Raw genomic sequence first — 18,833 nt, forward strand, 5'->3', positions numbered from 1 at the left:
TTCATAACCAAGGAGGGGACTGATGACGAAGGAAGAGCTGATTGCGAAAATGGCAGCCTCGGCAGGAATCACAAAAGTTGCCGCGGGCACGGCCCTGGAGGCCTTCACCGGAGCCGTCACGACGTCGCTAAGGAAGGGACAGCGGGTTTCTCTGGTGAATTTCGGTACCTTTACGATTTCAAAGCGGAAAGCGCGGATGGGCAGAAACCCACGCACCGGGGAATCACTCAAAATCCCAGCCGCCAAGGTCCCGAAGTTCTCTGCGGGAAAGGAACTGCGTTCGGCGGTCAAGTAACGACCCCGCGGCATTTTCAGTAACACAAAGAGAAGGCGGTGCCTTCCAGAACCTCCGGAAGAAGGCTGCCTTCTCTTTTGCATTTCTTGACAGTATGGGCAGGGCTATATTAGCATGCCCACCCGGACAATAGGCGCGTAGCTCAGGGGGAGAGCGTTACCTTGACACGGTAAAGGTCGACGGTTCAAGACCGTCCGCGCCTACCATTCCGGCTAGGGGCATCCGTTTGCCTTGAGGCGGCGGAATGCCTTTGTTGTTTTTGTTTGAATAAGAAAAGCACTGGGACGGATGAAGATCACTCTCAAAGGCGGGAATAGCCAGGTCCTGGAAACCGGACAGACCGTGGGAGCGGCCTTGAAGGCTTGCGGCCTGTCGATCGGATCCGATGTCCTCGCCGCCAAAGTCAACGGAGTCGTGGTCGATCTGTCACGGCCGCTGACTGAAGACGCTGTCGTGGAACCCGTCCGGTTCGATACGGCAGAAGGGCGAGAGGTTTATCGCCATAGCAGCACCCACATCATGGCGCAGGCGGTAAAAGAAGTATTTCCAACCGCACAGGTCACCATCGGTCCTGCGCTTGAAGATAGCTTCTTTTACGACTTCGCCTTCGAGCGGCCTTTCACGCCGGAGGATCTCGAGAAAATCGAAGCTCGCGTCCGCGAGATTATCAAGCGGAACCTGCCGGTCACGCGGAAGGAGCTGTCGAAACAAGAAGCTATTCAGCTTTTCCAATCTCGCGGTGAAGCCTATAAAGTCGAATTGATCCAAGGATTCCCTGAGCATGAGCCGATCTCGGCCTATAGCCAGGGCGAGTTTATCGATCTCTGTCGTGGGCCCCACCTCCCCGCCACCGGCCACATCGGCGCATTTAAGCTCCTGACCACCGCCGGCGCCTACTGGCGCGGAGATGAGCGTAATCCGATGTTGCAACGGATCTACGGAACATCCTTCCCAACCCAGGCCGAACTCGACGCCTATCTGGCGCGCCTTGAAGAGATTAAGCGGCGTGATCATCGTAAGGTAGGGAAAGAACTCGATCTCTTTACGATACAGGATGAAACCGGTCCTGGATTGGTCCTCTGGCATCCCAAAGGCGCACTGGTTCGGCTCTTGATCGAGAACTTCTGGCGCGAACAGCACATTAAGGATGGATACGATCTGGTGTATTCGCCCCATGTAGCCAGGCTCGACCTTTGGAAAACGAGCGGCCACGTTGACTATTATCGGGAGAATATGTTCGCGCCGATGAAGCTGGAAGGCAGCGAATACCAGCTCAAGCCGATGAACTGCCCCTACCACATCATGATTTACAAATCGCACTTGCGGAGTTATCGGGATCTCCCCATCCGCTACGGCGAGCTCGGTACAGTGTATCGGTATGAACGCACGGGCGTCCTGCATGGCCTCTTGCGCGTGCGCGGATTCACGCAAGACGATGCGCACCTCTTTTGCCGACCCGATCAGATTCAGGATGAGGTCAGCCGGGTATTGGACTTCACCTTCTTTATTTTGAAATCGTTCGGCTTTGTCGACTTTGAGATCTTTCTGTCGACCAGACCGGAAAAGTCGGTCGGCTCTGATGACAAGTGGGTCCTCGCGACAGATTCGCTGGAGGGAGCGCTCAAGAGCCGTGGGATCGCCTTTCATTTGGATGAAGGGGGCGGGGCCTTCTACGGACCGAAAATCGACATTAAAATCAAGGACGCTCTTGGCCGATCCTGGCAATGCTCCACCATTCAGGTGGACTTCAACAATCCGGAACGGTTTGAGCTCAGTTATATCGGGGAAGATGGAAAATCTCACGAGCCGATCATGATTCATCGGGCCTTGATGGGGTCCATTGAGCGATTCTTCGGGATTCTCATCGAACATTATGGCGGCGCATTCCCAACCTGGCTGGCGCCGGTCCAAGTCGTGGTCATGGCGATCACCGACAATCAGCGGGAGTATGTGAATACCGTCGTCGCGCAGTTGAAAGCCGCAGGGTTTCGGGCTGATGCCGACCTGCGCAACGAAAAAATCGGCTTTAAAATTCGCGAGGCGGAAAAAGCCAAAATCCCCTACATGCTCGTGGCGGGGGATCGGGAAGTCCAGAGCGGCACGCTCTCCGTCAGAGGACGGAGCGGGGCAAATCTTGGCAGTATGACAGGGGCTGCAGTGATCGATCTTCTCAGGAACGACGTCACGCGCGCGCAGCCGGAGCTACAACCAACACACTAAGAGGTGGGTTATCGTCCCCAAACTGCGCGTGAACCGCGAAATTCGAGTGCGAGAGGTTCGAGTCATCGGTCCGGAAGGAGAGCAACTGGGGATCCTCCCCACGCCAGACGCGTTGCGCCAGGCTCAGGAGGGCGGCTACGACCTCGTGGAAGTCGCTCCCACTGCAGCGCCGCCGGTTTGCCGAATCATGGATTACGGCAAATACAAATTCGAGCTCAGCAAGAAGGACCATCAGAATCGACGTCACCAAAAGTCGACCCAGGTCAAGGAAATCAAGCTTCGGCCACGCACCGATAAGCACGACCTAGGCATCAAGATCCGTCAGATCAAGGAATTTTTGGCTGACGGGAACAAGACCAAGGTCACGTTGACGTTTCGTGGCCGGGAAATGGCCAATCAAGAGATGGGCCGATCACTCATGAGCTCAGTCATCGCCGAAATGACCGAGATTGGAACGATAGAGTACGCCCCGCGCATGGAAGGCCGCAGCCTGATCATGATCGTGGCACCCAAGAATTAGGGATACATTTGCAGCCTACAAACGGAGAGGATGGATTCGATGAAAACGAAAGCCAAGACACACAAAGGGGCTAAAAAGCGGTTTTCCCGCACCGGAAGCGGCAAGCTTGTCCGACGGAAAGCCGGGAAGCGCCACTTGTTAAGCCATAAGAAAAGCGATCAAAAGCGCCGGTTAAGCGGAACCGCCGTGGTGGATGCGACTTCCACCTTGTCTTTGAACCGCCTCTTGCCGTATAATTAAGCCCTTAAAGAGCGACCCTCACGGATAAAAGGAGTATTGAGTCATGCCCCGCGCAAAAGGTGGACCGAAAACAAGAGCGAGACGGAAAAAGCGGCTGAAGCTAGCAAAGGGACAGTACGGCGCGAAGAGCCGGTTGTTCCGCTCAGCCACGGAATCAGTTGATAAGGGACAGCAGTACGCCTATGACGGAAGAAAGAACCGGAAGCGGGACTTTCGGCGGTTATGGATTGCACGCATCAGCGCCGCCGTCCGGGCACAAGGACTGACCTACGGCCGGTTCATCAACGCCCTCAAGAAAGCGGAAATCCTACTGGATCGCAAAGTTCTCTCAGACATGGCGATCAAGGATGCCGCAGGCTTTGAAAAGTTGGTCGGATTGGCCAAGCAACACTTGACTCCTGTCGCTGCATAACGACACCGCCTCTGAACCACGGTTTCAAGTAGCTTCTCTGATCTTGGAGGGCGACAAGCTGTCGCCCTCCATCAACTTACCAGCCTCAGCACCCCATCCCCCAACGCATCTCAGACCTGATACTTGTCGGCTCCGGTATTTTGAATTCGCCCGTTCGTCTGCATTCACATCTCTGCAATAAGAAAATATCGTCGGTTCCTCACCGTGACCTCAAATCATGGGCAACCGCAAGACCAATAGTCGGATGGAGATAATATAGCGCTAGCTAACGCAGCTCATCGCTCACGCCAGGTCCGCGCCATGAGGTGGCAAAAATGTGATGACCGCCGTGAGAAATTCCAGGGACGCAAGATGAGATGGCAAGGCGAAAAAACAACTAGCTCAGATCGAGCAGTTGAGAGAGATTCACGTCGAACGAAACGACCGGCACGGTGATCTGCCAGCGCTCGAGGACTTCGGGATGGACTTCGCCGATGACGCCGATGGGTTTTCCTGCGACGACGATGCGCCCTGCGCGGCCTTCCAGGAAGGACGGATGCTGGACCGGCTCCAGGCTGTAGTCTTTCCCCAGATGATAAAACAGGATATCGAGACACGAGTGGATTTCCGAGAAGTGCGCGGTCGCATGGGCAATGACGGCGCCCAACACCGTTTCCGTGCGTGAGCCTAGCTCATGCGTGGGATCGGGGATCGCCACATCGCCGGCCTCGAACAAACGGTGCGGATAGAACGCCCGGCTCGACGCTGTTTCGACACGCAGCAACGAAGGAAGCAGCCACTGTCGCAGGCAGGAGAAGGTCAGCGTCATGGCATTCTCCACTTCGACCATCCTCCCCCACTCTGTATCAGCCAGACGCATCGTATCGCGATAGCTCTCCGGCGATCCCATAATGTTGGAGATGATTTCCTGGAATCCCAGCCCGACCATGAGCTCACGCGCTCGATCCGACCTCTGCTCAATCCGCGAGAGCCCTCCTACCGTAAATTGCGCCGGCATGACCGGAGCGAACTCTCCGTAGCCACGGCTGATCGCGACATCTTCAACCACGTCCATCGCATGCATAAGGTCCTGCCGATAAGGCGGCAACGTTGCCTTCACCGCCCCCTTCCCAGCTGAGACCTCGTACCCGTACACTTCGAGCGCCTGCTTCACAACCTTCACACCGAGTTCTTGACCTAGTGCTTGTTCAATGGTCTTGAGTTGAATCGTCTTGGAATTCCCGAGATCCTGCGGCGTGACCACCCGTTTACCCAACGGGGTGCTCTTGGGGTAGTGCACTTCAACCGGTTCGATCACGGCGCCGCGATCGGCAAGGTTGGCAGCAAAGATATTCAGCGTAAGGACAACCATCAACTGATCGGTCCCGGTCACTTCGACAAACAGTTCGTCGTCCCCGACGCGCACTTCCCCCACTTCTCGACTGTTGATGATCGGCGGGAACGACAAGGGTTGATTCTTCGCATCACGGAGAATCGGGAGACGACTCTGCCCGGCCAGGATATGCCCATGCTCCAGCCCTTTCGGATGGACCATGAGAATTTCCGCCAGCGTCATCACCGTCTCCATACCCAGCGGGGTAAACTTCGCCTGATCCGGCTTGACCAACTCATAGGTGACCGGGAAGGCAATCTTCGCCAGCTGGTAGATCCCGATCGAGACGGTCTTTCGCTTATGCCCGAAGATATCCGCCAGCTTCTCCTGCGTCTGAATGAGCTGGGCTAAGCCTTCCTCAGTAACCCGATACCCCCTGGCTGTGCAAGCAGCGACATAGGGACGCACCTGTTCGAGCCCCGGTGCGACAATGAGCACGTGTCCCTTCTTCGCCTTCTTGGCGAAGAACGGATACGGCTTGAGCTTCCCCTGTTGCTTGATACGAATTTGCCGCGCGATGCCTTCGCAACACCAGAGGTCGGGCCGATTGCTGTCTTGCAATTCGATGCGCAACTCTCCGGTTTCAGTATTGTGCCCCTTGAGCTCACCCTTCACGAGCATGAGCCAGTCTTCCAACTGCTCGATCGAGACCGGGCGCTTGGCGCGACCGCCGAGAGCCAGCAGCGATTCGAAGTCGTCTTTGAAAATAGAAATCGTGGGCATGGCGTGCGCTAGAAGATCCCTCTGGTAGTCCGGATCAAGTCCAGATTGTCGGTGAACAATTCGCGAATGTCGTGAATGCCGAGCGCCACCATCGCCATGCGATCCAGGCCCAGTCCCCAGGCGATGACGGGCACGGCGACACCCAATGGCAAGGTGACTTCAGCGCGGAATAGCCCCGCTCCGCCCAGCTCCATCCACCCCAGGCGCGGATGCCGCACATGCATTTCGACCGACGGTTCGGTAAAGGGGAAATAGGCCGGCAGGAATTTCACTTCCTTCGCCTGGGCCACTTCACGCGCAAAGAGATTCAGGAGGCCGAGCAGCGTACGGAAGTTAATATCCTCACCCAGCACAATGCCTTCGACCTGGAAAAAATCGGTGGCATGCGTGGCGTCGACCTGGTCATAGCGGAAGCAGCGAGCGATCGAGAAATACTTTCCCGGCACGGCCGGCGCCGACGCCAACGTCCTTGCGGAAACGGCGGTCCCCTGACTCCGCAATACCAGCCGCTTGGCTCGTTCGGCATTGAAAGCGTACTTCCACCCTGTGGAACCGGTCTTGCCGCCATCCTGATGTGCCTTCGTCACCCGTGACAGGAACGGCTCGACGATCTTCGCGGCATGCGTGGGTTGCTTCACGAAGTAGACGTCGTGAATATCGCGGGCCGGATGGAACTGCGGCATGAAGAGCGCGTCCATGTTCCAGAATTCGGTTTCCACCAGCGAGCCGCGCATTTCCTGAAAACCCATACTCACGAGCTTTGTCTTAACGGTATCGAGAAACTCGCGATAGGGATGCTTCTTCCCCGTTCCGATGCGGGGCGCACGCAAACTGATGGTGTATTTGCGGAATCGCTTATTCCGCCAACTGCCGTCCTTCAACAGTTCGGGGGTGAGTTGAGAGACTTCCTCCGCCACTCCTTCCTTGGCGAGGTGCTCTGCCGCCTCGACTCCGGACGGAGAGAGCGTAAAGGATCGCGTGACCCGATCATCCACCCGGAATGGCTCTTTGGCGTTCCCGCGCTTGACAGCGTAATCCTCGATCACTTGGCGATGGGGTTCAGGAAAGCTCTTTAGTTCTCGAGCCGCCTCGCTGACCTGTTGCAGCAAGACCCTCATGGCCTCGACGGTCGGACTGGGACGGCCAGTGGATTCGATACAGCCGCCCTGGACGATCAGCAACACTCCTTCTTTTTTCAAACGTCCGACCGCTTTGCTGACATCGGATGGATCCAATCCATCCTGCGCCTGCAGATCGGGGATGGTCAGCCGCTTCCCCGTGCTGGCCACTTCTCGCGCGGCTGAGAAGACCCGTTCGATCGGTGAAGCGCCACTGACATACTGTTCGCCCACCTTCGTCAGGGACACCATCGGCGTCACCGTCTCGGCAGGCACCACCAGCAGAGACTTTGCGAGTAACCACTCGATCGCCATGCTGAGCTGGGACGGCTCCAATTCAGCCGCAGCGGCCAATGGCTCGGTCTCGAGCACGGTGCCTGCAGGACGTGACCCGAGGGCCATGAGGACCTTGATTTCGAGGGGATGCAGACTGTCGATGAGTGCGGAAGTATCCACCCTGAATGGCCTATCGATGGGAAGCGGCGTGAGAGGTGATTGTGGCGGCCGGCTGCCCCGCGGTCCGCAGCGCTGCAATGGTGCCGGCATAGTCTCGGCTCGCAAAAATCGCCGAGCCGGCGACCAGGACGTCGGCTCCCGCCGCGATGATCTGCGCGGCATTGTCCGGTTTCACTCCGCCGTCGACTTCGAGCAACGCCCGGCTTTGGAGACGATCCAACATCTCCCGAATTGAGGCAATCTTCTTCAATACGGACGGAATGAACTTCTGCCCGCCGAATCCTGGATTGACCGACATGACGAGCACCAGATCGACGTCGGCTAAAATCTCCTGCAGGACACTGACCGGCGTCGCAGGATTGAGCGTCACGCCCGCCTTGACGCCACGCTCCTTGATCGATTGAATTGTCCGATGGAGATGAGGGCAGGCTTCGACGTGCACCGTGATGTAATCGGCTCCGGCCGTCACAAACTCCGGAATGAACGCATCGGCATTGGTAATCATCAGATGCACATCGAGCGGCACTTTAGCGACCTTCTTGATCGACTCGACGACCGGAGGACCGATCGTGAGGTTCGGCACAAAGTGTCCGTCCATCACATCGATATGAAGGAGATCCGCGCCGGCTCGTTCCACAGCCGCAATCTCATCAGCCAGACGCACGAAATCAGCTGCGAGAATCGAGGGGGCAATCAATACCGGACTACTCATAGCGACCCTTGCGTCTTTCTCAACCGGACGGCATAGAACCCGTCCATCCCGAGGGTATTTCCCATCGTGGACAACGCGCCCTGTGCCGTCACAAACGGACTGGCAGGAGCGGGAATCCACGGCACGACGGACTCGCGAGCACAATCGGCGTGGTCCTGGCAAAACCGGATGATGACGGCTTCAGTCTCTTCCGGTTCTGTCGAGCAGGTACTATAGACCAGCACCCCGCCAGGCCGCAAGACAGTGAACGCCCGTTCGAGAATCTCTCCCTGTAAAACTTGATGGCGGGCGAACATTCCGACATCTTTTTTCCCCTTCGCATCAGGGTGTCGACGCAGTACGCCAATGCCACTGCAAGGAGCATCGACCAGGATGCGATCAAACAGGCCCATCGGCGGGAGCTGTGTCTCTATCTTCTGGCGAGGGGCAATCATGCCAAGCTCTCTCGCATCCCCCACAACCGGAGAAATGATCGCCGCACCAAGCCGCTGGCAGTTCTCTTTCAATACCTGTAATCGCACGGCGTGACGGTCCATTGCTACGATCTGACCACGATTCGACATCAGCTCGGCCAGATGCGTCGCCTTTCCTCCAGGGGCCGCACAAACATCGAGAAGACGCTCGTCCGGATGTGGATCCAATAGAGGTGGAACGAGTTGCGCGGCTTCGTCTTCGACATAGAACAATCCGTCTTGAAACCCCGGGATCGTAGTGACGGCCCGTCCCTCTTCGAGCATCACCCCGACGGGGCTGACAGTTGTCGGACGGGCGGCAATCCCCGCGCCGACGAGCTGCGCAAGAAACGCGTCACGGGTCACTCGCTGACGATTCACCCGCAGCGTCAGAACTGGAACGGCACTCACGCTCTGACAGGCAGCTTCCGCCCTTTCAATCCCCATGTGTTCGACCCATCGAGTACAGAGCCACTGGGGTACCGCGTAGCGGATCGAGAGTGCCAAAGCCGGCTCTGGGTGGAGCCCGGGGAACGGCCGTTCCGGCAAACGGATCACGGTTCGTAACACGGCATTCACGAGGCCGCTCCAATCCCTCCCAAGCTGGGCCTTGTTGACCTTGGCCAGATTCACGGATTCATTCACGGCTGCAGAGGCCGGCACACGATCCATGTAAGCCAACTGGTACATCCCCATGCGCAGAAGCATCTGCACCATCAGCGGGAGTCGCGGCAAGGGTTTCTTCAGTGCGGGCTCCAAACGCCAATCAAGCGTCTCCTGGCGGCGCAACACTCCATAGACTAATTCCATGGCAAAGGCGCGATCACGCCCATCCATCGCTTGTCGATCCCACAAGCGATTGCAGACCTCATCGAGTGGGTCGCCTGATTTGGACTGGGTCAACAAGGCCACCAGCGCGCGGGCCCTGGCGGAAGAAGAGGCGGACTGCATTGAGACAGGAGGAGAAGACATGGCGTGTCCGATCACGCCGGTGATTCTGACGGCGGCGGCTCTGCACCGAAACGTTGGCCGGCGCTCACGCGATGCCCCGCCAAATACTGCGCCACAGTGAGTCGTTTACTATTGGACGGTTGAATCTCTCTCAGGACTACCACCCCGTCTCCCGTCGCGATTTGGATAGACTGCTTCGTCACCTCGATGATGGTGCCGGGGGCAACATCAGGCTTCCCCGGACTCTGAGTTACGGTCCACACCATCCATCGTTCACCACCGATATACGTATAGGCACCGGGCCAGGGAGAAAGACCGCGGACACGATTGGCAATGTTGCTCGCACTCGTTGCCCAGTCAATCACCCCGTCTTCTTTCTTCAAGGGCGGGGCCAAGGTGGCCAAAGCATGATTCTGCGGCTGCGGCGTAATCGTTCCCGCCTTGAGCCTCGCAATGGTCTTCGCCAGCAAACTTCCTCCGAGTACGGCGAGGCGCGGCGCCAGCGTTCCCGATGTGTCTTCAGGGAGAATCGGCAGTGACTCCTGCAAGAGCATGGCGCCTGTATCCATCCCCTCATCCATCAGCATGGTAGTGATGCCGGTCTCGGTCTCACCGTTGATCACCGCCCATTGCACTGGCGCCGCTCCACGATATTTCGGCAGCAGCGAACCATGTACATTCACGCAACCCATCGGCGGCAAGGTAAGGATCGGGCTATGGAGAATTCGTCCATAGGCCGTGACAGCGATCAGATCGGGCTTCCAGGCTGCGAGGGCCGTGAGAAACTCAGGCACTCTGATTTTCACAGGCTGGAGAAAAGGTATGCCTTCTCGTTGCGCAAGGAGCTTGATCGGAGGCGGAGTCAAGACTTGGCCGCGCCCTTTAGGACGATCAGGTTGCGTAACAATGCCTACGACCTGGTCATCAGACTTCAGCAGCGCCTCAAGTGAAGGGACGGCGAATTCCGGCGTGCCCATAAAGACAATCCGCATGCTATGCCTTTAACATCGCCCTGCACTGAATGCAACGGGTGCAACTCAGCTTGACTTGCCGTTCAACGCTTTGTTAGTCTCCATCTGCGGGGTGGAGCAGCCTGGTAGCTCGTTGGGCTCATAACCCAAAGGTCAGAGGTTCAAATCCTCTCCCCGCAACCACGAAACCGTACTCCTTCCCAGTCTTCGCAATTCCTTCCGGATTCGGTTGAATGCTCAACCGAGCCCGCTTTGTAAAACCGACCTCAGGGTAGCGACGGTAGGCCTCCTGGAAAGTGAGCCGATGCTTGCGGAGATGTTGAACGGTCAGTTTCGGAAAGGACTTCTTGCAGACGGGGCAATCAGGCCGCCCGTTTCCGATCTTGGCAACCCGAGCGCTCTTGAGGGTCTCGTTCAGAAATTCACGCCCTATTCTCACGTCCGTCCGTAGCGCCGCGGGAAGATCGTTTACAAAGGCCTTAATCGCTTCGGGATCGTACTTCGTCACCTCGATTTGTTCTTGTTTTCTCTTCCGCCCCTGCTCACTTTCCAATGTGTCTGCACGGCTCCAGAGACGCTGGCACGCGGCCAACGCCTCGTCAAGTGCTCGGGGCCCTGTAGGCGGCCTTGTCCAATGGCCCCCATGATGGTCGCTGCTTCCTTTCGCAAGGCATCCATTTGAGCACGGGTATCTCGATCATCCTCAGACTGATTGGACATGATTTGACTTGCGGCATCCCGGAGCAATTCGATGTACTGTGGTAAATGTGCTGCAAACTCACGGACGATGATCTCTTCGATCGTCTCTCGATGAATCCTGAGATCATTCTCACAGGTGCCTAGCACCACATGGTTGCGACAGGCATAGTAGTCCTTTGCTGCGATGCCGAGTCGGCCACTACACTGATCACAAACAAGCAAGCCTGAGAGCAAGTGGGTCGTCCGCTGCCGAGCATGTGTGAACAGCTTCTCCCGTGACGCCAGTCGCATCTGCACGGCATCCCAGAGTTCTTGGTCGATAATTCGAAGCTCTTCAATCTCTCGCTGTTCCCATTGCTCGCGAGGCCGCAGTCGGCACACGCGCCGGCCGGTTTCCGGGTGCTTACGCCATTCCCGTCTATTGAAGTAGAACAGCCCACGATACTTGCAGTTCTGTAACATCAGATAGATGGTATTCGGCCGCCACACTTTGCCTGTTGTTCGAGCATTTAACTTCTTCGCGATAGCTTTTTCACCTTCTCCATCTCGAAAGCGTGAAAAGATGTCTCGGACTGTTGTTGCTTCATTCGGCTCAATGGCCAGGCGATATCCGACAGGAATTGGCTGCCCACGCGGATCCGTTTTCCCTGATTCGTCAAACACGGGTTCAGAGCGATACCCATACGTCCGCCCACCTGTGGAAAGACCTTTCAAGAACTGCCCATCAAGTCCGCGCTTGGTCGTCTTGCGTAAATCGTCCAAGAACAGCTCATTGACCAAGCTTTTCACGGTCACGCTGATTTTTGTCGTCTCCTCCCCGGTATCGATCCCGTCTGAAACCGCAATGACTCGGACACCGGCAAATTTCAGCCGCTTGATAATGGTGTCGGTGTCGCCCACATCCCGCGACAGCCGGGAAAGCTGATCAACCACGAGCGCCTCAAAGGTCGGGGGGGGGGGGGGTGAGTGAGTGCGTAGCGTCCAGTGCGGCCTGCAGACCTTCTCGCGTTTTTGCACTAGCACCGGAGACAGCGGCGTCAGAAAATTCCCCGATAATTGCATGCCCATACCGTTCCGCCCAGCGTTGAACGACACGATGCTGATCTTCGATCGATGCCTCTCGCTGGTTGTCGGAACTATACCGACCGTAAAATGCAATTCTCATGATTACCCCTTTCCGTCACCAATTACCGTCACGGTGCACACGCGTCGCTGGCCCACTTGTCGAGTCTGCCGCTGAAACTTCTCTGGATGAGCAGCGACGTATAAGCGGAGACATTGTATCAGAGCCGGAATTCCTCTCGGAACCGCAGTTATTCGGGCAGATCCCATTGAATGGGGCGTTGTCATGTGGGTATGGACTTTCTGTACTGCCCGACCTTTTCTCATTTCTTTCCTATGGCTACCGCGATCAAACCCACTTCCATCTCATGAATGTGCAGGTGCTGGCTCAGATGGCCCGCAGGCGCTCCCGTTCCCCCGTAGGCAACTCTTGTCCCTTCACGGAGTGAAGAAAGAGCTCTTCCATGGTTCGCTCAACGAGTGATGCCAGCCGGGAGGGAGGGGCAGGGCGTGGTATGCCACGGTGTGGATCTGGCCATATTCTCCAGCACTCTGAACCGCCCACTGAATAGAATCAGGATCGGATGATGGCCAAAAGTAGATTCCCATCGCGTAGCCATCCAGGCTGATTGCCACATGTGGGAGATCCACATCCAATTCAATAATTGGCGAGGCTGGCACGCCTTCCAGCCAGAGAACATTGGCCACATGGCGGAGCATCAGCCCAAGCACCGTCTCGGCCACCGCACGAAAGCGCGGTTTCGCGAGGGCCGGCGCCGTCACCACGTGGCCTTGGGTACGAGCCTCACGAATACAGGCACGAAGCGCGTCGAACGGGGGATAGGTTGTCATCGACCACCTCAGATATAGGGTTCAACAAGTCTTGAGTGATGGCCCAGGCCTTCCTTGGCCCGAGCAGGTAAGGACACTGATGAAACGGAACGGACTGTCGAGCTCAGGCATGCAGCGCGAGTTCCTCGATGCGAATCGAGAGGACCACCCGTTCGGCAACCGTCGGAGCGTCGGCGCGGCATAGATAGTCCAGAGACCCGAGAATCCGCAGGCGGGTTCCGACCCGCATCGTGGCCAGCCAGTCTGCGACAGGGCTCATGGCAAAGGCATGGACGAAGTAGGTGTGCCGGATCATCGTGCCGGAAGCGTTCGCTTGCAACTTGCCTTCAATCGCGAGTACCGCCACGGCTACTAATTCGCCCGTGGCTCCCACCAGTAAGTCAGGTTCCTGGACAAGCGTACCGGTCACTGAGAGCGCATTGAGATCGGTGAGGGGCCAGGTGTTGGCAGGGTCAAAACTCCGCTGTGTACCCATAAGAACCTCCAGTGGAAAAGGGTTAACGATGGTCAGCGAGCCGGAGTTGGCCCGCGTTGGGAGTGAGGAGCGGGTTATCGTCCTGAGGGGATTGCGTGATTCGGTAGGTGTCGAAGCAGATCCTGAAAACGTATCGCGAGGACATCCAAGGCGCCGGACAGCCCCTCTGGGCCTGCTGCCACATCAATGCGCGTAAGCAGTTCTCGCGTCTGGATGTTGAGACAAGACAAGCTCACGCCTGATTGGTTCGCGTCACCATAGCCACTGAGGATGACCAGGAGGGTGGCCGCGCGCCAATGGCCCAGTCCGATGGCCGGGTCATCTTCGACGAGGCCATTGAGGTTCCGTTCAAGTTCCCGCCGGACGAGGGGTTGTTGGGCCTCCGAAGCCACGACGGTCAAACCCTGCTGCACGAGCACGTCTTGCACGGTGCTGAGGGGATCGGGTCGCGCCGCAGGCAGAGATTCGATCGCGATCTTGAACACCAGTGAGCGGGGCCACCGGCTGCGGGGAGCCACGACGGGCATCTCCATCCGCACCGCCGCCTCGAGCTGGTCGGCGGTGACATCGACGGGCCATCGACGGAGCACCTGATCGCGGTGCCACGCGACCAGTTCCATCCGGCCATGCGCCACCGCCGTGAACGAGACCTCGTGCTGCTGTAACGCCGTGGCCAGATGACTCACCCGAACGATGGCTCGTCCGTCTGCCGTGACGGGATATGGCACGCTGACGTCACGTGTCCCCTGCCAAGAGAGGGTGACGCGCCCTTCCGTGAGAGGACGCGAATCCGGTTCCTGCTTGTGCTCGACGACCGTTTCGACATCCTTTACCTTTCGCTCAGTGCGGACGATCGACAACGCCATCAGGCAACTCGTGAAGGTGAAGTCCACCAACGCCTTCCGTTGTTCAAGTTGGCGCGTGGGATCTGGGATGGTCGCGACAACGCCCCAGAACCAGCCCCACACGGAAGATGGGCAGGCGAACACCCCCGCTGGAATTGCGAAAGGATTCGGGTAATACGAATGCTCCTCTTTTCGTTCGGTTCGCAGGATCTCGACCTGACGGAGCAAGGGCTGCGTCAGCCTGATGGTCCATCCCTGATGGTCCGGATGGATCAGGAGCTGAGCATCAGGCACCCCCTGTGACGTGACTGCGGTTTCTTGCCGAACGGTTGAACCAGGGATCACCCGATCGGTGACCGTGAGGCAGGCGGTCTGATTAAAGAGGAGCCAGATCAGGAAGAGATAGTAAGGAGCGCGCGTAAGATGCGATGCGTGATGCATGATGGGTTTGTCCCTGTGAGAATGGTCGGATTATCGGAATGGATTGTAGAGATGCATCTGGATCAACCTTCACTGTGAGCCGCGATGGCTCGCAGCGTTTGGAGCGCAGCTATCGACATGCTTTCGGGATGGTCGGTGAGGCTGTTCTCAGGGCTCGACCCGGTATCCGAATCAGGAGCAGGCGAGAAGCAGCACCACTAGGAGGGTCGTCACTGACCCTCCCACAGAATCGGTTGCTGCTGGCTCAAGGCAAGGGGTAGCACGGAGAGCACTCCGAGGGAATTGAAGCCATGACGCCTTCCGACGTTGATGCCATTGCCATCAGTCCGCCAGGGGAGACTGTCCTGTTTCAGCTTAGCAATGCGTGCCTTCAGTTCGGCCGCAGCCTGGTCTTCTACCGTTCCAATGGACGCTCGTCTGATTGCGCCTTCGAGGTCTCCCGAGAGAGTTGAATCAGATCGATCACGACGACGCGCCCTTCATCGATATAGGGCCATGACTCACGTTCATCGGCGGGAACGACAGCCAACGCAGGTGTGAACGTGACACGGAAGTCTGATCGATCGATCGGCAGCAACGGGCTGTCGATGGGATCAATCTCCGCCACGATGTTCTGATTCATCCCTGCGGACGGCAGCGTACGCTGATTGGCCAACACGACATAGAGATGAGTCTGGCGGACAAAGAACCCTCCGGAGGTGATCGCCAGCCCGACGCTCGCATCAGCGACGCGACGGTAAAACGTGACAAGTTCCTCCGGCCTCGCCTGCTCGATGGCACGGCTGAGTTGGGGCGCGAGGCGCTGGATTTCTATCGTGGAGAACGCAGGAGACTCCTGGGTGTTCCCCATGGTGATCGGCGACATGACGCCTCGTCTCGGGACGACGCGTAGGCCGGAGAGGACCTGCGTGATCTGCTCCGTCGTGATGCGTGCCGGGTGGCTATGGCCATTTCTTGCCCGTTTGTCGACATGCAAACGGACGGAGGTGATCGGATCCTGATAAACCTGGCGGGACTGCGGCAATCCGGCACAGCCAGGCAAGAGAAGAAGACCCACGCCACACAAAGCGAATAGCCGGTATCGGAAGGGATTTGTCCTCACAGAGCTTTTTCCCTCTGCATTCCCTTTTGATCGGTCAGTCGGTGCCGGGTCTCTCCAGAGTCTTGCAGTGGCGGCCGCCATGCCCCACCTACCTCCGCGGCGCGTTGCATCTCAAGTGATGGTTCTGGGCTTGCCATCATGGCGCCATGGCTCAATCTCAACGCCTGCCGGTTCCTCGTCACATGAACGCCTGTCAGCGGATACAAACCTGCCCGGCCGACCATCTCTTGCCCTTCCCAGCTATTGATGAACGATAGAAACTCGCTGACGACTTGATCAAGCTCCTCCTTCAGACTCTTCTTCACGTAAAGATAGAGGGGCCGACTTAGAGGATACACTTCGGACAGCACGTTGTCCTGCGACGGCAACAAGGCCGGCTCACCGGGCTTGCTTGCGATCGGCACCAGGCGAACCGATGGCATCTGAAACCCGACCCCGGCATAGCCGATCGCCAAGGAATCTTGTGCGATGGCGAGAACCGTGGAGGCGGAACCCGGTTGCTCGATCACCTCCTCGTTGAGTTCACCGTCAAGCAGCGCCAGATGCTTGAACACGGCGCGGGTGCCCGAGCGTTTGTCGCGCCCGTACAGACGAAGCGGCTGCTGCGCCAGCGCCCCTTCAAGGAGACCGGCCTGCTTCCACGTCACAACGGGGGCATGGCCTCGCTTGCGCTCTTTCCCAAAGATGCCATCCAGCTGCGCCAAGGTCAGTTGCGGCAGGGGATTATCTTTGTGGACGTAGATTGCCAGGGCGTCCATTGCGATCGGAATGCCGATGGGACGATAGCCATGATTGCTTTCGAATCCGGCGAGTTCATCCTCGGTTAACCCACGAGACGAAGCGAGTAGCTCGACCCGAGTGGCGCCTTCATTGCCTTTCCCTCGAGCTTTGTCCCCACGTCGCTGGTAGGAATGGCCTAATTGAAACTCCCGGATTGCGGCATGTGTGCCGACACCGTCCACGGCGATCTTTATGCCAGGATGACTGCTCATGAACCGGGCGGCCAACTTCGAGACGAGCGGATTCATCGTGTCTGATCCCGCGATGCTGAGTCGGCCCGTCAGGCCATCATGATCAGGGATGTAGCGCTCAATGGTGGAATCCAGCGCAAGTCCTCCGGGCTGAGTAATTCCCCCTTGTTCAGCCAAGCCGTGCAGCGGGAAAAGGGGTAAGCAGAGCAGACTCGTGAGGAAGAGCATCCGGACTCCTGTCTTATCCGCGCGTCGTGGCATTCACTGTCCTCCTACGAATGGATGCGAGGTCATTCAAGTCATTTCAATTCGAGCGTCCGCCTGGGTGAGGTGATCAATTCCAAAACCATTGCGCTTGAAATCGCAGTTGTGAGGCGTCGAAATCGTCTTGAGGGCGCCCGACGACCAACTGCGAATTCAACCCGTTCTTGATGACATAATCGGCCATCAATCGGAGGTGCGTATCCGGCTCCCACACCAAACCGAAGTTCCAAGTCCGTGATTGGCCGTCGGGCGCGCCATTGAGCGATTTGAACCCGCCGTAGTACTCGCCCCAGCGAATATAGGGCGTCAGCATGCCGACATCGGAATAGCGCCAAGTGTAGTATCCCTGTACATAGCCGCCGTGCAGGCTGGCTTCATCGATGAAGCCTGTTTGGGCGTTCCGCTTGGGACCACGACCGACGGTAAATTCGGCCAGGAAGCCCCAGGGCTGCGGTGGGGTCCACAGATAGGCGGTCACACGCTGGTCCTTAACATCACAGCCTCCTTCCTTGTTCAAACTATTGTGACATCGCGCCGCGCTCGCTACCGCTGGTTGACTGGCCCCTTGCACCGAGAACGTGCCATGAAATGCCATGACGCCGGTTTCCAGCAGCCGCCCGTTTTGAAACTCAAACGGATAGGCCAGCTTCGCCCCGACGTGCTTGTCCTTGTTCAATTCGTCACGGTTTCGAGCCTGACCGTTGTAGACCATGATCCCGAACACTCCGTAATCTCCCGGACCATTGTGATAAGCAGCCAGCTCGGTGAACCGTTCCTGCGCGATCTTTGGGCTCCAATAGTAGGCGATGCCTAGGTCTCGCTCGCCGGGAGCCCCACTCTGGATTGATTCGTGCCGATCCAGCTCTTGCCGGTTTGTGCTGGAGCGGTAGGTATCGAAGGCGTTCGGCACGCGATGCAGCCCGAGTCGCACACGGTGCACGCGGTCAGTCGTGAGATAGTAGTCCATGTAGGCGTCGATGATTTCTCGATTCGACAATTGCTGCTGCCCTCCCTCCAGCGCGAACTGGGTGAAGAAGGCGATTCGCTCTGATACCTGGCCTTGCAACACTAGCCGCAAGCGCCTCACGAAAAATTCGTTGCCCTGCTGGTCTCCGAAAGGGTCGTTCAAAGGGAGATCGAACTTGCCGTCGCTCGCGCCAAGGTTATAGCGAAACTGGCCGTACCCGTTGATGCGAATCCGCTCGTACCAGCGGGGATTCCCGGCCATTTGCATCTCGGCCGACTGCTCGAAGACGCGGCGTTCTTCTTCCGCCTTCAACCGAACCCAGTCATCCTGCGTAATGACCCCCCTTCCCAGCAGAAGATTTTCGAGCGTGGCGCTCTGGATCGTCACACGCTGGCCGGAACCAGCGCGGCCGCCGTCGGAAGCCTGAGGACCACTCGACTCCGGCTGGAGACCAGCGACAGGCGGTTCGGACGCTGCAGCAGCAGTAGCGCTGAGCATTCCCACGATGAACACCAGACAACACGCGTAGGGAATTTCAAACCTCCAAGACGACAACGCCACAGAATCCTCCTCGATTGACCACAAGCCATTCCCCGCAGAAGCTCTATGAGAAGAGTCTGCGTAGCTGCATAGAAGTATGTTGATGAGTCCATGTATGAACGCGATCAAGCCAGGTTCAATCCCGTGTATCACGTTATATTGGAGGGAAACTG

17 protein-coding genes and 2 tRNA genes are annotated in these 18,833 nt (G+C 57.7%); 7 read left to right on the forward strand and 12 right to left on the reverse strand.

From position 1 onward, the window contains the following. Positions 1-22 precede the first annotated feature (22 nt). The 6 genes from Q8N04_12485 (at position 23) to rplT (ending at position 3,687) form a co-directional block, all read left to right on the forward strand. A complete protein-coding gene (locus tag Q8N04_12485; protein ID MDP3091491.1) occupies positions 23-295 on the forward strand; it encodes an HU family DNA-binding protein in 273 nt (90 codons plus the stop codon). 131 nt (positions 296-426) lie between these two features. Beyond that, positions 427-501: transfer RNA gene (locus Q8N04_12490), tRNA-Val, on the forward strand. A gap of 82 nt (positions 502-583) precedes the next feature. Continuing rightward, positions 584-2,515 carry a threonine--tRNA ligase gene (thrS, locus tag Q8N04_12495; protein MDP3091492.1) on the forward strand — a complete coding sequence of 644 codons (1,932 nt, stop codon included), beginning with the start codon at positions 584-586 and terminating at the stop codon, positions 2,513-2,515. Between the two features lie 28 nt (positions 2,516-2,543). Further along, positions 2,544-3,035 carry a translation initiation factor IF-3 gene (gene infC / locus Q8N04_12500; GenBank protein ID MDP3091493.1) on the forward strand — a complete coding sequence of 164 codons (492 nt, stop codon included), beginning with the start codon at positions 2,544-2,546 and terminating at the stop codon, positions 3,033-3,035. Between the two features lie 39 nt (positions 3,036-3,074). Next, on the forward strand, positions 3,075-3,275 hold the full coding sequence (gene rpmI / locus Q8N04_12505; GenBank protein MDP3091494.1) for a 50S ribosomal protein L35: 201 nt from the start codon (positions 3,075-3,077) through the stop codon (positions 3,273-3,275). Between the two features lie 43 nt (positions 3,276-3,318). Next, entirely contained in the window at positions 3,319-3,687 is a 369-nt protein-coding gene (gene rplT, locus Q8N04_12510) for a 50S ribosomal protein L20 (protein ID MDP3091495.1), read from the forward strand. Between the two features lie 376 nt (positions 3,688-4,063). On the opposite strand, the gene pheT is transcribed toward rplT, so the two are convergent. From pheT to fmt, 5 genes are read right to left on the reverse strand one after another with little or no spacing between them, the layout of a single operon-like run. Then, positions 4,064-5,782, reverse strand: coding sequence for a phenylalanine--tRNA ligase subunit beta (gene pheT / locus Q8N04_12515; protein ID MDP3091496.1), 1,719 nt, complete (start codon positions 5,780-5,782; stop codon positions 4,064-4,066). 8 nt (positions 5,783-5,790) lie between these two features. Further along, entirely contained in the window at positions 5,791-7,356 is a 1,566-nt protein-coding gene (locus Q8N04_12520; protein ID MDP3091497.1) for a phenylalanine--tRNA ligase subunit alpha, read from the reverse strand. A gap of 10 nt (positions 7,357-7,366) precedes the next feature. Beyond that, positions 7,367-8,068, reverse strand: coding sequence for a ribulose-phosphate 3-epimerase (gene rpe, locus Q8N04_12525; GenBank protein ID MDP3091498.1), 702 nt, complete (start codon positions 8,066-8,068; stop codon positions 7,367-7,369). Then, complete coding sequence (rsmB, locus tag Q8N04_12530; protein MDP3091499.1) at positions 8,065-9,492, reverse strand: 16S rRNA (cytosine(967)-C(5))-methyltransferase RsmB; 1,428 nt, start codon at positions 9,490-9,492, stop codon at positions 8,065-8,067. The genes rpe and rsmB overlap by 4 nt, the downstream gene beginning before the upstream one ends. A gap of 11 nt (positions 9,493-9,503) precedes the next feature. Next, complete coding sequence (fmt, locus tag Q8N04_12535) at positions 9,504-10,463, reverse strand: methionyl-tRNA formyltransferase (GenBank protein ID MDP3091500.1); 960 nt, start codon at positions 10,461-10,463, stop codon at positions 9,504-9,506. 85 nt (positions 10,464-10,548) lie between these two features. Here fmt and Q8N04_12540 point away from each other — a divergent pair. Beyond that, positions 10,549-10,625, forward strand: a tRNA-Met gene (locus tag Q8N04_12540). Positions 10,626-10,946: 321 nt separating this feature from the next. On the opposite strand, the gene Q8N04_12545 is transcribed toward Q8N04_12540, so the two are convergent. The 7 genes from Q8N04_12545 to Q8N04_12575 all read right to left on the reverse strand — a co-directional run bounded on the left by Q8N04_12545 (position 10,947) and on the right by Q8N04_12575 (position 18,681). Next, a complete protein-coding gene (locus Q8N04_12545) occupies positions 10,947-12,074 on the reverse strand; it encodes a recombinase family protein (protein MDP3091501.1) in 1,128 nt (375 codons plus the stop codon). 567 nt (positions 12,075-12,641) lie between these two features. Further along, positions 12,642-13,055, reverse strand: coding sequence for a hypothetical protein (locus tag Q8N04_12550; protein MDP3091502.1), 414 nt, complete (start codon positions 13,053-13,055; stop codon positions 12,642-12,644). A 103-nt stretch (positions 13,056-13,158) separates the two neighbouring features. Beyond that, the gene (locus Q8N04_12555; GenBank protein ID MDP3091503.1) at positions 13,159-13,530 is read right to left on the reverse strand and encodes a hypothetical protein; all 372 of its coding nucleotides are present in this window, start codon (positions 13,528-13,530) and stop codon (positions 13,159-13,161) included. A 74-nt stretch (positions 13,531-13,604) separates the two neighbouring features. After that, positions 13,605-14,816: a hypothetical protein gene (locus Q8N04_12560; GenBank protein ID MDP3091504.1), complete on the reverse strand. Its 1,212-nt coding sequence runs from the start codon at positions 14,814-14,816 to the stop codon at positions 13,605-13,607. A gap of 394 nt (positions 14,817-15,210) precedes the next feature. Next, positions 15,211-15,873 (reverse strand): hypothetical protein, encoded by a 663-nt coding sequence (locus tag Q8N04_12565; GenBank protein MDP3091505.1) that lies wholly within the window; start codon positions 15,871-15,873, stop codon positions 15,211-15,213. A 41-nt stretch (positions 15,874-15,914) separates the two neighbouring features. Continuing rightward, the gene (locus Q8N04_12570; GenBank protein ID MDP3091506.1) at positions 15,915-17,150 is read right to left on the reverse strand and encodes a PstS family phosphate ABC transporter substrate-binding protein; all 1,236 of its coding nucleotides are present in this window, start codon (positions 17,148-17,150) and stop codon (positions 15,915-15,917) included. A 73-nt stretch (positions 17,151-17,223) separates the two neighbouring features. Further along, positions 17,224-18,681 (reverse strand): porin, encoded by a 1,458-nt coding sequence (locus Q8N04_12575; GenBank protein MDP3091507.1) that lies wholly within the window; start codon positions 18,679-18,681, stop codon positions 17,224-17,226. Between the last annotated feature and the right edge of the window lie 152 nt (positions 18,682-18,833).

The sequence above is a fragment of the Nitrospira sp. genome (assembly GCA_030692565.1).
In the GTDB taxonomy this organism is placed as follows: Bacteria; Nitrospirota; Nitrospiria; order Nitrospirales; family Nitrospiraceae; genus Nitrospira_D.

What these genes read in the sequence shown, in the direction of transcription:
- Q8N04_12555 (MDP3091503.1), bottom strand. Translation starts at nt 13,530, where the DNA reads ATGGGTACACAGCGGAGTTTTGACCCTGCCAACACCTGGCCCCTCACC.
- rsmB (MDP3091499.1), bottom strand. Translation starts at nt 9,492, where the DNA reads ATGTCTTCTCCTCCTGTCTCAATGCAGTCCGCCTCTTCTTCCGCCAGG.
- Q8N04_12550 (MDP3091502.1), bottom strand. Translation starts at nt 13,055, where the DNA reads ATGACAACCTATCCCCCGTTCGACGCGCTTCGTGCCTGTATTCGTGAG.
- rpe (MDP3091498.1), bottom strand. Translation starts at nt 8,068, where the DNA reads ATGAGTAGTCCGGTATTGATTGCCCCCTCGATTCTCGCAGCTGATTTC.
- pheT (MDP3091496.1), bottom strand. Translation starts at nt 5,782, where the DNA reads ATGCCCACGATTTCTATTTTCAAAGACGACTTCGAATCGCTGCTGGCT.
- fmt (MDP3091500.1), bottom strand. Translation starts at nt 10,463, where the DNA reads ATGCGGATTGTCTTTATGGGCACGCCGGAATTCGCCGTCCCTTCACTT.
- rplT (MDP3091495.1), top strand. Translation starts at nt 3,319, where the DNA reads ATGCCCCGCGCAAAAGGTGGACCGAAAACAAGAGCGAGACGGAAAAAG.
- rpmI (MDP3091494.1), top strand. Translation starts at nt 3,075, where the DNA reads ATGAAAACGAAAGCCAAGACACACAAAGGGGCTAAAAAGCGGTTTTCC.
- thrS (MDP3091492.1), top strand. Translation starts at nt 584, where the DNA reads ATGAAGATCACTCTCAAAGGCGGGAATAGCCAGGTCCTGGAAACCGGA.
- Q8N04_12485 (MDP3091491.1), top strand. Translation starts at nt 23, where the DNA reads ATGACGAAGGAAGAGCTGATTGCGAAAATGGCAGCCTCGGCAGGAATC.
- Q8N04_12560 (MDP3091504.1), bottom strand. Translation starts at nt 14,816, where the DNA reads ATGCATCACGCATCGCATCTTACGCGCGCTCCTTACTATCTCTTCCTG.
- Q8N04_12570 (MDP3091506.1), bottom strand. Translation starts at nt 17,150, where the DNA reads ATGCCACGACGCGCGGATAAGACAGGAGTCCGGATGCTCTTCCTCACG.